We start from the raw sequence: 13,553 nt of genomic DNA on the forward strand, positions 1-13,553 counted from the left end.
CTTGCGCCTAGCGCAAGGAAGGGGGCCTTCCTGTACTTCACACGAGCAACGCCACAGGTGACGCGTAAGCGCTCAAGAGCGGAGTCGCTCTAACGACCCGAATCACTCACGACCCCCGCGGCCGACGCCACCTGTGCCCCTGTCGCCACACCTGCCACTGTCCATAACGGACGCATGCGCCCGGGTGTCGCGCCGGCTCTCGTTGCCGACAAGAACCCTAGCGGCGCCGGTGCTGCGCCGGAGACGTGATCGTCGCCCGATCCTCGTAGGATCCCGGCCTGCCGCGGTCGACGTGAAACGTCGTCAGGGTGCTCACCGGCGAGCGCGGGTCGCGCCGGTCGCCGATCACCCGCATCTGGGTGCTCCAGCGGCGCGGGGTGACCTCGTAGACGTCGTAGCCGTACCGGTTGCCCTCGAAGTACTTGAGGTGCGGGTTCGCCGCGCCCATCTTCGGGCCGTTCGTGGCGTTCCACTCGGGGGAGTAGGCGCCGGAGGAGACCGAGTGCGCGGTGAACTCCGTGCCGATCACCGGGCTCGCCGGATCGGCGAAATCCGGGCGGATGTCGTCGACGAACGCGGAGTGCCAGTCGCCGGTGATCACCACGAGGTCTTCGAGGCCGCTCTGTGCCACGTGGGTCAGCACCTCCTCGCGTTCGGCAAGGAAGCCGTCCCACTGGTCGGTGAACATGTAGCCGCCACCGGGTTTGGCCAGCTGGCTCAGCATGATGGAGTTCACCCAGCAGTGCCACGCCTCGCCGGCGCCGGTCACCTGGTCCTTGAGCCACGCCTTCTGGTCGGCACCGAGGATCGTGCCGTCGGGCAGGTTCTGCGCCGACCGGTACTGCCGAAGATCCAAAATGGACAGGTCGAGCAGGTCGCCCCAGCGCCGCTGCCGGTGGATCCGCGGGGTCGCCGGATGGTCCGGCCGCACCGGCATATGCTCGAACCAGGCCTGATACGCCGCCGACCGGCGGGCCCGCAGTGACGGCGTGGTGCCGCTGTAGTCGTTGACGACCTCGTGGTCGTCCCACGTGATGAACCAGGGATGCGCCGCGTGGGCGTCCCGCAGCGAGGGGTCGGACTTGTAGAGCGCGTGCCGCCGCCGGTACGACGGCAGGTCCAGCACCTCGGGACCTTCGTGGTCGCGCAGCGGGTTCCCGCCGACCTGACCGTGCTCGTAGACGTAGTCGCCGAGATGGACGACGAAATCGAGGTCCTCCCGCGCGATCCCGGCGTGCGCCGCGTAGAACCCGTCGTGGAAGGCCTGGCAGTTCGCCGAGGCGAACCGCACCCGCCGGACCGGCCCGACCGGCGCGGTGCGGGTGCGGCCGACCCGGCTGACCTTGCCGAGCGCGGTGAAGCGGTAGAAGTATTGCTCACCAGGTTCGAGCCCGGCCACCGAAACGTGCACGCTGTGCCCGAGCGCGACGGTGGCCGCCGCCGTCCCGTGTGCCACGCGGCGGCGGAACCCGCGGTCGGTGGCGATCTCCCAGCCGACCTCTTCGGTGTCCTTGAGCGGCTGCTCGAACTCCATCGGCTTCGGCGCGAGCCGGGTCCAGAGCGCGACGCCGTGCGGGACCGGGTCGCCGGACGCGACGCCGAGGGTGAACGGCGCCTCGTCCCAGCTCGCCCCGAGTTGTGCCGCGGCCTCTTCGGCCTGCGCGACGGTCATGCGCGAACTCAACGGCCAGGCCAGCCCCAGCGCCCCGGCGGTGGCGGCGCCTCGTAACAGGTCCCGGCGGTTGACGGACATGGAGGTTCTCCTCAGCGTCGTGGTGGGTCGCTCCACGACACCGAACACGGTCGAGATGGCCGGTGGTGAACGTCGGGGAAAACTCTTGCCAGCCGGTTCGGACGGTGATGACGACCTTGCCGCGCGCGCAGGGCCTCGGTTGCCGGCGGTGTCGAGGTTGCGAAGGGAGAACGCGCCTCAGGCCTCGGCGAGCGTCTCTTCGAGGGCCGCGCGATGAGTCGGCTTCGCCTCTTCGTAGCGACGGCGGCCTTCGTCGGTCACGACGACGAAGATCCCTCGCCGGTCCGATTCGCAGAGCGCGCGCTGTACGAGCCCTTCGCGCTCCAGGCGGGCGACGAGTCGTGAGGTGGCGCTCTGGCTCAGGTGGACGACCTCGGTCAGATCGGCCGCGCGGCATTTGCCGATGACGCAGTTCACCAGTCGTTCGAGGGCTTCGAACTCGGTGACGCCGAGTCCGTGACGCTCCTGGAGCCGGCACTCGAGCGTGCCGAAGACCGCCGCGTGCCGGGCGGACAGGTTGTGCCACTCCTGCAACAGGCCTTGCTCAGCGACATCGCTCACGCGGCCCAAGATAGCATGCACGTGAATTTTATGCAAAGTCATCTAATGCGCTTGCATTAGATGCGTATGCATGTAGTGTACCGATCATGAGTTCTTCCGTGCAGCTGTCCACCAGCTCGACAAGGTGGGACGCGCGCCTCTGGGGTGTCCTGCTCACTGTGTCCGTCGTCGTGGGCCTCGACGCGCTCGATGTGTCGATGGTCGCCGTCGCCCTCCCGTCCATTCAGGCCGAACTCGGCCTTTCCACCGGTGCTCTGCAGTGGATCATCAGTGCCTACGTGCTCGGCTACGGCGGCCTGCTGCTTCTCGGCGGGCGCACCGCCGACCTGCTCGGCAGGCGCAGGGTCTTCCTCATCGCCGTCGCGGTTTTCGCGCTCGCGTCCCTGCTCGGCGGCCTCGTCGACGACGGTGCGCTGCTGATCGCCACCCGCTTCATCAAGGGCCTCGCGGCCGCGTTCACCGCACCGGCGGCCTTGTCCATCATCACCACGACCTTCCACGAAGGCCCCGCCCGCAACCGGGCGATCAGCATCTTCGCCGTGTTCGGTGCCAGCGGTTACTCCGCGGGCCTCGTGTTCTCCGGTCTGCTCACCGAGGTGGGCTGGCGCTGGACGTTCCTGCTGCCGGTGCCGATCGCACTCGCCGCGCTGGTCGCCGCGATCAAGCTGATCCCGTCCTACCAGCCACAGACCGGTGGCGGCTATGACTTCCCTGGCGCGATCACCGGTGCCGCCGGTTCGCTCCTGCTGGTCTTCGCCGTGGTCGAGGCGCCGGAGATCGGCTGGGCCTCGCCGAGGACGCTGATCTCGTTCGCCCTCGCGCTCGCCCTGCTCGTCACGTTCGTGTTCATCGAGAAGCGCAGCAAGCACCCGCTGCTGCGGCTCGGCATCCTGCGTTCCGGTCCGCTGGCCCGCGCCAACCTCGGCGGCGCGACGTTCTTCGGTGCCTACATCGGTTTCCAGTTCGTGGTCATGCTGTACCTGCAGACCGTGCTGGGCTGGTCCGCGTTGCAGACCGCGCTCGGGTTCCTGCCCGCCGCGCTGATCGTGGCCTTCGGTTCGCCCAGGATCGAGCCGCTGATCGACCGGCTCGGCACGCCGCGCACGATTCTCGCGGGCGTCGTCGCCCACGTCATCGGGTACGCGTTGTTCCTGCGGATCGACGAGAGCTCCAGCTACGCCGGTTCGGTGCTGCCGAGCATGGTCCTGCTGGGGGTCGGCTTCATGCTGGCGTTCTCGTCGCTGAACATCCAGGCGACCAACGGGATCTCGGACGACGAGCAGGGGCTCGCCGGCGGTCTGCTGAACACGTCGATCCAGGTCGGCGGCGCGATCGGCCTCGCCGTGGTGACCGCGGTCCTGACCGGGAACGCGGGTGGCGCCACCGGTCCCGCCGCGCTGCTCAACGGCCTGACCCCCGCGCTGACCGTCGTCACGGGTATCGCGGTGATCAGTGTCCTGGTCGCACTGTCGGGTGTGGTCGGCCTGCGCAGGGCCGAAGCCCGCACCACCGTCGCCGAACGAGAGTTCGCCGCTGCCGAATGACCCCGCGCTGACGCGCGTGAAGGCCCCCTTCCCTCGGCTCAGCCGAGGGAAGGGGGCTTTCACGCGCAATCACCAGCGGATCGGGAGGGACTTCAGCCCGTTCTGGAAGTTCGACCGCAAGCGCACCGGCTCCCCGTCGAGCGATACCTCGCCGAGCAGGTCCAAGACAGCTTCGAACATCGCCCGCAGCTGCACCTTGGCGAGTTGCGCGCCGAGGCAGAAATGCGGGCCGTGCCCGAAGGCCAGGTGATCGTTGGGCGTGCGGCCGACGTCGAAGCGGTCCGGGGCCTCGAAAACGGTCTCGTCGCGATTCGCGGCGGAGAACCAGACGACGACCTTGTCACCCGCGCGAATGTCCACACCGGACAGCCGGACGTCCTCGGTCGCGGTCCGGCGAAAGTGCATCACCGGCGACCACCAGCGCAACATCTCTTCCACCGCAACGGGAATCAGCGAGCGGTCGGCCAGCAGCCGCCGGTACTGATCCGGATGTGACAGCAGCGCCAGCATTCCGCCGGGGAGGCCGTTGCGCAGGGTTTCGTTGCCCGCCACGGAAAACAGCCAGAACAGGTTCTCGAACTCCGCGATCGAGACCCGTCCGTCCATATCGTCGACGTGCCCCATCAGGTTGCTCATCACGTCGTCGCCGGGATTCTCTCGTTTGTACTCGCCGAGCGCGGTGGCGTACGCGTAGAGGTCCGGCATCCCGGCACGCGTGCGTGGATCGGGCATCGTGCCGTCCGGCCCCGGTACCGGACGCACGGCCAGCGCAGCCCGCGCGAGAGCGGTGACCTCGTCGGCACTGACGGTCGCGCTCACCGCGTAGTCGGCGTCCTGGTAGCCGATCACACGGTTGCTCCAGTCGTACATCAGCCGCCGGTCCTGTTCGGGGATCCCGAAGACCTCGGCGAGCGTGAGCAACGGGAGATCGGCCGCGACGGCGGCGAAGTCACAGCGGCCGTCCACGACGACGTCGGTGATCAGATCCCTTGCCCAGCCGTAAATCCGCTCGGTCAGCCGGTCGATCGCACGCGGCGTGAACGCCTTCGTGAGCAGGCCCCGCAGCCGGGCGTGCTCGGGCGGGTCCATATTGAGCATCATCCGCCGGACGTAGCCGAGGTCCTGTTCGGTCGCCGGATCCCTGATCTGCGTCCCGCCGAGTCGCGACGAGAACAGCTTCGGATTGCGCAGCACGTGTTTGACGTCGGAATGCGCCAGCACGGCCCAGAAATCGTCCACCCGCACAACCGGCGACTCCCGGCGCAGCGCCGCGAGGTGCTCATACGGCACACCGCGGGTGTAGACGTCCGGATCGGTGATCACGGCTTCGAACACTAGCTTGTGGACAGGCGACTGGGGAAAGATCCGTCCGGTGGACACGTTGAAGATGCGCACCGCCGGAACCGACGGGCCCGCCGTCCTGCTGCTGCACGGCCTCGGCGCGACGGGTGCTGTCTGGGATGGCCTCGTGGCGCAGCCCGGATATCGCTGGCTGGCGCCCGACCTGCCCGGTCACGGCGGATCGGGCCGGTTGCCGCACTACTCGTTCGGTGGCCTTGCCGCCGCGATCGCCGACGCGCTCCCGGAACGTGGTCCGCTGCTGGTCATCGGCCACTCCCTCGGCGGGGTGGTCGGGCTCGCGCTGGCCAGCGGCTGGTTCGGCGTCGAGGTCACGGGCCTGCTCACGGTCGGGATCAAGGTCGAATGGAGCGAGGACGACCTCGCCTGGGCCGCCGCCATGGCTGCCCGGCCGCCGAAGGTGTTCCCGGCTCGCGAGGACGCCGAGCGCGGCTTCCTCAAGATCTCCGGCCTGGCAGGTCTGGCGGACGCCGATCCCGACGGCGTCGTCGAAACCGAAGGCGGCTGGCGGCTCGCACTGGACCCGGCCGCGTTCGCCGTCGGCGCGCCCGACATGCGCGGTCTCCTCGGCGCGGCCCGCTGCCCGGTCGTCCTCGCCACCGGTCAGAACGATCCGATGAGCCGCCCCGACCAGCTTCGCGCGCTCGACCCGGCCGCCACCGAACTCCCCGGCCTCGGTCACAACGCCCACGTCGAGTTCCCGACCGCGCTCCTTCCGCTTCTCTCGCGATTAGTCCTCTAGTTGCGGGGGGTGGTCAGCGCCGGAGGTGGCCCAGGACAGCGATGCCCTCGGCGATGTCGCTCGCCGGGCTCGATCCGTAGCCGAGGACGAGCCCCGGGTTCATCGGCCGCTGGCAATGCCACGACAGCGGCTGCACCTTCACGCCCTGCTCCAGCGCGGCGGCGGCGAAGTCGAGGTCGGAGAACCCGGCGTCGAACGTGATCGTCAGGTGCAGCCCGGCGGCCGCGCCGTGCACGACGGCGTCCGGCAGGTGCCGCTGGAGCGCGTCGATCATCGCGTCCCGCCGCCGCCGGTGGCGTTTGCGCACGAACCGCAGTTGCCGCTCCATCTCGCCGGATTCCATCAGATGCGCCAGTACCAGTTGCGGGAGGACGGCGTTGCCGAGGTCGGCGAACCGTTTGGCCGCGACCACCTGGTCCCGGTACCGCGACGGCACCAGCATCCAGCCGACCCGGAGCGCGGGCGCGAGCCACTTCGAGACGCTGCCCGCGTAGCAGACCTGTTCGGCGAGCATCGAGCGCAGCGCGGGAACCGGCGGGCGGTCGTAGCGGTGCTCGGCGTCGTAGTCGTCCTCGATGATCAGCCCGCCGTCGGCCGCCCAGCGCATCAGCTCACGACGGCGTTCCCCGCCGAGTACGACACCGGTCGGGAACTGGTGCGCGGGGGTGACCAGTACGGCGGGTGCGCCGCTGCGGACGAGTTCGCCGACGTCGATGCCCTCCTCGTCGACGCGGATCGGCGGCGTGCCGAGCCGCCGGTCGTGCAGATGCTGCCGCGCGCCGAGCGAACTCGGGTCCTCGACGGCGATCTCGGAGATCCCGTTGTCGCACAACACCTGCGCCAGCAGGCCGAGACCCTGCGCGACGCCGGCGACGATCAGGACGTCGTCGGCGTCGGCGGTGATCCCGCGGGTGCGCGCGATCCAGTGCGCGATGGCCAGCCGCAGCGCGGGCGCGCCACGCGGGTCGCCGTAGCCGAAGTCGGCCGCCGAAAGGTCGTTGAGCACCGTGCGTTCCGCGCGCAGCCACGCCGTCCGCGGGAAGGCCGTCAGATCCGGCACGCCGGGGGACAGGTCGAACCTCGCCGGGGTCGCCCGCAGGGAGTCGAACACGCCGATCCCCGGGGCCGGGCGGAAGATCGTGCCCGCCGACGGCGGCCCGGGTGCCGTCTGTTCCTTCGTCCTCGCCGGCGCGGCGACGACCACCGTGCCCGCGCGGCCGCGCCCGGCGACGTGGCCGTCCTCGACCAGCCGCTGGTAAGCCTCGGTGACCACGCCCCGGGAGACGTTCAGATCCGCGGCCAGCGACCTGGTCGCGGGCAGCCTGCTGCCGACCGGGAGGCGGCCGTCGGAGATGGCGTGGCGCAACCGGGACGCCAGCCAGTCCGACCGGCGCCCCGGTGGTGCGTCCCCGATGTCCAGCTGCAGGAAGTCCGAGCCCTCGGCAGTCACCTGATCATTGTGTCACTCGGGTTCGTAGGCGAGGTTCGGGCGCAGCCACTGCTCCACAGTGGACAGATCGAGGCCGCGGCGGACGGCGTAGTCCTCGACCTGATCCTTGCCGAGCCGTCCGACGGTGAAGTACTTCGCGTCGGGATGGGCGAAGATCAGCCCGGACACACTCGCCGCCGGCGACATCGCGAAGGACTCCGTCAGCGTCATCCCGAGGCGATCGGAGTCGAGCAGGTCGAACAGCTCCTGCTTCTCGCTGTGATCCGGGCTGGCCGGGTAGCCGAGCGCGGGGCGGATCCCGCGGAACTTCTCGGCGTGCAGGTCTTCCAGTTTCGGATCGGCGTCCGGCTCGAACCAGTCCCGCCGCGCCTTCAGGTGGATGTACTCGGCGAACGCCTCGGCGAGCCGGTCGGCGAGTGCCTTCACCATGATGGCGCGATAGTCGTCCTGCTTCGCCTCGAACTCGGCCGCGAAGTCCTCGGCACCGAGGATGGTGACCGCGAACCCGCCGAGGTGATCGCCCGCACCAGCTGGAGCGATGTAGTCGGACAGGCAGCGGTTCGGCCGCGACAGCGGCTTCTTGGTCTGCTGGCGCAGCATCGGGAACTTCACGCCCGACTCCAGGACGATGTCGTCGCCTTCGGAGTGCGCCGGCCAGAACGCGTACGCGCCCTTGGCCTGGAACCGCTCCTCGGCGATGATCTGGTCCATCAGGGTGTTCGCGTCGTCGAACAGCTCCTGCGCGACCGGGTTCGCGAGGATCGCCGGGTACTTACCCTTCAGCTCCCAGGCCAGGAAGAGGAAGGTCCAGTCGATCATCTCGCGCAGCTCGGTGAGCGTCGGCTCGACGTACCGGACGCCGGTGAACGCGGGTGTCGGGACCTCGTCGAACGAGACCTTCTCCGGGTTCGCCCTTGCCTGCTCGATCTTCAGCAGCGGGGTGCGCTGCTTGCTGGCGTGCTGCTCACGCAGCTTCTCCTGGTCGGCCCGGTTGCTCTTGTCGAGGATCTCGGCGCGGTCCGCGTCGAGCAGGTCACCGACGACGCCGACGACACGCGAGGCGTCGAGGACATGCACGGTCGTGTTGTCGTAGGCGGGCGCGATGCGGACCGCGGTGTGCTGACGTGAAGTGGTCGCGCCGCCGATCAGCAGCGGCAGTTTCAGCCCGCGCCGCTGCATTTCCGTGGCGACGTTGACCATTTCGTCCAGCGACGGTGTGATGAGGCCGGAAAGCCCGATGGCGTCGGCACCCTCGGCGACGGCGGTGTCCAGGATGACCGCGGCCTGGACCATCACGCCGAGGTCGATCACCTCGTAGTTGTTGCAGCCGAGTACGACGCCGACGATGTTCTTGCCGATGTCGTGCACGTCGCCCTTGACCGTCGCCAGGACGATCTTTCCGTTGCCCTGGCGGGTTTCGACGCGGCCTTCGAGGCGGGCCTTCTCCTTCTCGGCCTCCATGTACGGCTCGAGATAGGCCACCGAACGCTTCATCACCCGCGCGCTCTTGACCACCTGCGGCAGGAACATCTTGCCGGAGCCGAACAGGTCGCCGACGATCTTCATACCGTCCATCAAGGGACCTTCGATGACCTCGAGCGGCCTCGGCAGCTGCTGCCGCGCCTCCTCGGTGTCCTCCTCGATGAAGTCGACGATCCCGTGCACCAGCGCGTGGCTGAGCCGCTCCGCGACCGGCTTTTCGCGCCAGGACAAGTCGATGACGCGTTGCGTGCCCTTGCCGCTGACCGTTTCCGCGAACGTGACGAGCCGGTCGGTGGCGTCTTCACGGCGATCGAAGAGCACGTCCTCGACCAGTTCCAGCAGATCCTTGGGGATGTCCTCGTAGACCGCGAGCTGCCCGGCGTTGACGATGCCCATGTCCAGCCCCGCGCGCACCGCGTACAGGAGGAAGGCCGAGTGCATCGCCTCACGCACGACGTTGTTGCCGCGGAAGGAGAACGAGAGGTTGGAGATACCGCCGCTGATGCGGACGCCGGGGCAGCGTTCCTTGATCCGCGGCAGCGCGTCGAGGAACGCCTTGGCGTACCCGTTGTGCTCGGAGATGCCGGTCGCGACGGCGAGCACGTTCGGGTCGAAGATGATGTCTTCGGCGACGAAACCGGCCTTCTGCGTCAGCAGGTCGTAGGCGCGGCCGCAGATCGCGACCTTGCGGTCGGCGGTGTCGGCCTGGCCCTGTTCGTCGAAGGCCATCACGACCACGCCCGCGCCGTAGTCGCGGATGCGCCGGGCCTGCTGGAGGAACTGCTCCTCGCCTTCCTTGAGGCTGATGGAGTTGACGACGCCCTTGCCCTGTACGCATTTCAGCCCGGCTTCGAGCACCGTCCAGCGCGAGCTGTCGATCATGATCGGCAGCCGGGCGACCTCGGGTTCGGTGGCGATGAGGTTGAGGAACGTCGTCATCGCTTTTTCGCTGTCGAGCAGGTCGGCGTCCATGTTGACGTCCAGCAGGTTCGCCCCGCCGCGCACCTGCTCCAGCGCGACGTCGACAGCGGCCTGATGGTCGTCGGCCTCGATCAGCTTGCGGAACTTGGCGGATCCGGTGACGTTGGTCCGCTCGCCGATCATGACGAACCCGGTGTCCTTGCCGATCTCGAACGGCTCGAGCCCGCTGAACCTGGTGTTCGCGTGCGGATCCGGCACGGCACGCGGCGGCATCCCGCGAACGGCGTCGGCGATTTCCTTGATATGCGCGGGTGTCGTGCCGCAGCACCCGCCGACGACGTTGACCATCCCGGCGGTGGCGAAGTCCGCGAGCAGGCCGCCGGTCTCCTCGGGTGTCTGGTCGTAACCGCCGAACGCGTTCGGCAGGCCCGCGTTGGGGTGACAGGCGGTGTACGTCCCGGCGAGGTGGGACAGTTCGGCGATATGCGGGCGCATTTCCTCGGCACCCAGCGAACAGTTGACGCCGACGAGCAGCGGTTGCGCGTGCTCGATGGAACTCCAGAACGCCTCGACCGTCTGCCCGGACAGCGTCCGGCCGCTCAGGTCGACGATCGTGACCGAGATCCACAGCGGCAGATGCGGTGCGACGTCGCGGGCGGCGGAGATCGCGGCCTTGCAGTTGAGGGTGTCGAAGATCGTCTCGATGAGCAGCAGGTCGACGCCGCCCTCGGCGAGCGCCTTGATCTGGTCGGCGTAGGAGGCGTACACCTCGTCGAAGCTGACCGCGCGGAACGCCGGGTCCTCGACCTTGGGGGACAACGACAACGTGACGTTCAGCGGCCCGACCGACCCGGCGACGAACTTCCCGCCCGCCGCGTCCGCCGCCTCACGGGCGATCTGGGCGCCACGCAGGTTCATCTCGTACGCGAGGTCTTCGAGCCCGTAGTCCGCCTGGCCGATCGTGGTGGCGGTGAACGTGTTCGTCGTGGTGATGTCCGCGCCCGCGTCGAGATACTGGCGGTGGATGTCGCGTACGACGTCCGGCCTGGTGATGTTCAGCAGATCCGGGTCGCCGGTGATGTCGCGGGGGTGTTCCTTGAACCGCTCGGTGCGGTAATCCTCTGGCTTGAGGCCGGCGTTCTGGAGCATCGACCCCCACGCGCCGTCGAGCACGACGATGCGCTCATCGAGCAGCTTTCGCAGGGCGGTCGTTTCCATCCAGCGCTCCTCCCATGTCGTGGGAGGCGCCCTTGCGGTGAAGTACCGGGGCCGAGCGTGGCGGACCCCGTGGTCCGTTGCAGCGCCTCTCGACCTTGCGGACGAGCTTACCGGACCCACACAAGGGCGCCTCTATTCAAAGCTGCGGTCCGGGTACAGCATGTCGTAAGTCTACTGCTCAGGCGGGATATCGGCGTGATGGTGGCCACTTTCGGGCCCGAGCGAGGTGTCCACAGACTGGGACGACATTCGTCGGATGTGAGCTGAATGGCGCAACTGTCGAAGAATCAGTAACAGCCTTCGGAGCGTGCCGATGTGATGATCACCAGGCTCGCGGGAGCGCGGGCCCATCCGGCAACGGAGGTATAGCGCTCTGGGGGAGGATGTTTCCGGTCGCGATCGACCGGTGGCTTCCTTCGATTCGCCATGTGGCTATCACGAAGTTGGCGATAGCTCGTCATTCACCTGAATTTGTGCTGCTCCGCCACCTATTTCGTGACGGAGCAGATCCCTGCTGCCCGGATCTCGTCATCATCTCGACCATAAGGATGTCTCATGCGCCAGCGACGTTCAGTCCGAAGACCTGCGATTCTTTGCTCCGCGTTCACCATCGCGCTCAGCGGTGTGGCCGCGACCGTGGGGGCGCAGGTGGCGTCCGCCGAGACGATCACCTGCCGGGCGAACGCGGGTGTCTTCTACACGAAACCGGACACGGTCCTGGAACTGGACCGGCACAACGAGCCCGAGACCGGCGCCAACTCCTGGACCGGCAGGGCGACGATCGGCAACACCTGGTTCGGCAAGACCTTGGCGGGTCCCGACGGCCGGATGTACCTGATCGCGGACAACGGCGATGTCACCCGCCAGCGCCGTCTCGCGACCGGGTGGGAGAACGGCGGTGCGGGCCAGGTCATCGCCACCGGCTGGTACGGCGTGACCCTGGCCTCCCAGCGCAACCGGATCACGGTTGACTCCAATGGCGACTTCTTCTGGTCGCACGATGGCATCCTCGCGTGGTTGCACTACGACGAGGCGACCAAGGTCTGGACGGACCGGCTGATCGATACCGGCTGGACGACGGCGAGGTACGACCTGATCGTCGGCGCCGGTGCCGGGGTCTTCTACGCGCGTACGCCCGCCGGTGCCCTCCACCGATTCCAGTACGACGCGGCGAGCCAGCGCTGGATCGAATACGGGACCGTCGTCAGTACGAACGGCTGGCAGTACAACTCCCAGGTCGCCGCGGCAGGCGGGGACATCATCTACGCCATCGACAAGAACAACGGCCAGGTCAAGTGGCACCGGTACCTCGGTGGAGGTGCCTGGACGCCTGGCCCCAAGATCATCGGCACGGTCGGTGCGGATTGGCAGCTCGCCGTCACGACGGACGACTGCAAGCTCAACAACAACAACCAGCCCACCAGGCCCACCGTTCCCACCCGCCCCAATGCCGCCACCAACATCATCGAAGGCGCGGCCGGCCGGGTCCAGTACTTCTACACGGACGACTTCGGCCGTCTGATCCACGGTCGTCAGCGCACCGAGGACACCGGCATCGTCGAGTACACGACTGTTCCCGGATATCAGCAGTACGTCGGCACTCCGAGTGCGGCCCGCGCCGCGGACGACACCCTTAGGGTCGCCGCCTTGGGCAAGGACAGCGACACCCGGACGAGTATCCAAGCTCCCAACTCGACCTCATGGGCTTCGGCAGCCGGTGCCGGGGGATGGACGCCGGGGCCTGCAGTGTCCGCCCAGCGTAAGGGCATCATTTCGCTGTTCGCGACAGACGCGGGGGGCAAGCTTTGGGTCCGGGATCAGGACCCCGGTTCAAAGCAGTTCCTTCCGTGGCGCGTCCTCCAGGCCTCGGGCTTGAGCTCCGATGTCACCGCCGTCGCGCATGCCGATGGCATCGACCTGCTCGTCCGCACGACCTTGGGCGCCTACACCAAATCGTCCTATGTGGACGGCGTGCTGGGACCGTGGATCACCGTCCCCGGCACCGGTTGGACCAACCCCGCGGCGGCGGTGGCCAACCCGGACAACAACCTTCAGGCCTTCGCCGTCCAGCCCGACGGAAGCGTCGTCACCCAGCGAGAAACCGCCGACGGCTTCACCGGTACCTGGAAGGTGCTTCCCGGAGTCGTGGCCAGCGGGACTCCCGCGGTGGCCATGGATGCCGGTGGCATTGTCCACGTCGCGGTGCGGGCCAACGACGGCTACGTCTACCAAACCGAGCAGCAGGCCCCGGCCAGTGGCGCGTATCGGACGTGGGAACGGCTCGCCGATTCGCGTACCGGCGCTTCGTACCAAACCGCCACCGATCCGTCCATGGTGAGTCGTGCGGCAGGTGGGGTCGTCGCCACCTTCCGCGATCTGGACGGCATTTCCTACATCTACGCGTCCGCTCCGCCGGCCGCGGCGGCGCGGTCACTCGGGACGCCTCGATCCGTCTTCACCGGCGGACCGGTGCCGAAGCCGAACATCTGACCGACGTATCGGGTGTGATCGTGCGGACCGCTT

At 68.3% G+C, this 13,553-nt stretch carries 8 protein-coding genes; 3 read left to right on the top strand and 5 right to left on the bottom strand.

Annotated elements, in window-relative coordinates:
- Nucleotides 1-217: 217 nt before the first annotated feature.
- Nucleotides 218-1,753 (bottom strand): alkaline phosphatase D family protein, encoded by a 1,536-nt coding sequence (locus AB0M65_RS14760; RefSeq protein ID WP_364026954.1) that lies wholly within the window; start codon nucleotides 1,751-1,753, stop codon nucleotides 218-220.
- 177 nt (nucleotides 1,754-1,930) lie between these two features.
- The gene (locus AB0M65_RS14765; RefSeq protein ID WP_364026956.1) at nucleotides 1,931-2,314 is read right to left on the bottom strand and encodes a MarR family transcriptional regulator; all 384 of its coding nucleotides are present in this window, start codon (nucleotides 2,312-2,314) and stop codon (nucleotides 1,931-1,933) included.
- An 86-nt stretch (nucleotides 2,315-2,400) separates the two neighbouring features.
- Here AB0M65_RS14765 and AB0M65_RS14770 point away from each other — a divergent pair, with 86 nt between their 5' ends.
- Nucleotides 2,401-3,858, top strand: a complete 1,458-nt coding sequence (locus AB0M65_RS14770) for an MFS transporter (RefSeq protein ID WP_364026959.1) — start codon at nucleotides 2,401-2,403, stop codon at nucleotides 3,856-3,858.
- 69 nt (nucleotides 3,859-3,927) lie between these two features.
- Here AB0M65_RS14770 and AB0M65_RS14775 read toward each other — a convergent pair whose 3' ends face one another.
- A complete protein-coding gene (locus AB0M65_RS14775; protein WP_364026962.1) occupies nucleotides 3,928-5,181 on the bottom strand; it encodes a cytochrome P450 in 1,254 nt (417 codons plus the stop codon).
- Between the two features lie 49 nt (nucleotides 5,182-5,230).
- Here AB0M65_RS14775 and AB0M65_RS14780 point away from each other — a divergent pair, with 49 nt between their 5' ends.
- A complete protein-coding gene (locus AB0M65_RS14780) occupies nucleotides 5,231-5,959 on the top strand; it encodes an alpha/beta hydrolase (RefSeq protein WP_364026964.1) in 729 nt (242 codons plus the stop codon).
- 13 nt (nucleotides 5,960-5,972) lie between these two features.
- On the opposite strand, the gene AB0M65_RS14785 is transcribed toward AB0M65_RS14780, so the two are convergent.
- Both AB0M65_RS14785 and metH read right to left on the bottom strand, forming a co-directional pair.
- Complete coding sequence (locus AB0M65_RS14785; protein WP_364026967.1) at nucleotides 5,973-7,409, bottom strand: PLP-dependent aminotransferase family protein; 1,437 nt, start codon at nucleotides 7,407-7,409, stop codon at nucleotides 5,973-5,975.
- Between the two features lie 12 nt (nucleotides 7,410-7,421).
- On the bottom strand, nucleotides 7,422-11,030 hold the full coding sequence (gene metH, locus AB0M65_RS14790; protein ID WP_364026970.1) for a methionine synthase: 3,609 nt from the start codon (nucleotides 11,028-11,030) through the stop codon (nucleotides 7,422-7,424).
- A 624-nt stretch (nucleotides 11,031-11,654) separates the two neighbouring features.
- Between metH and AB0M65_RS14795 the strand changes: the two genes are divergently transcribed.
- Nucleotides 11,655-13,520, top strand: coding sequence for a tachylectin-related carbohydrate-binding protein (locus AB0M65_RS14795; protein ID WP_364026973.1), 1,866 nt, complete (start codon nucleotides 11,655-11,657; stop codon nucleotides 13,518-13,520).
- Nucleotides 13,521-13,553 lie beyond the last annotated feature (33 nt).

The sequence above is a fragment of the Amycolatopsis sp. NPDC051071 genome (assembly GCF_040682875.1).
GTDB lineage: Bacteria > Actinomycetota > Actinomycetes > Mycobacteriales > Pseudonocardiaceae > Amycolatopsis.

What these genes read in the sequence shown, in the direction of transcription:
- AB0M65_RS14760 (WP_364026954.1), bottom strand. Translation starts at nt 1,753, where the DNA reads ATGTCCGTCAACCGCCGGGACCTGTTACGAGGCGCCGCCACCGCCGGG.
- AB0M65_RS14770 (WP_364026959.1), top strand. Translation starts at nt 2,401, where the DNA reads ATGAGTTCTTCCGTGCAGCTGTCCACCAGCTCGACAAGGTGGGACGCG.
- metH (WP_364026970.1), bottom strand. Translation starts at nt 11,030, where the DNA reads ATGGAAACGACCGCCCTGCGAAAGCTGCTCGATGAGCGCATCGTCGTG.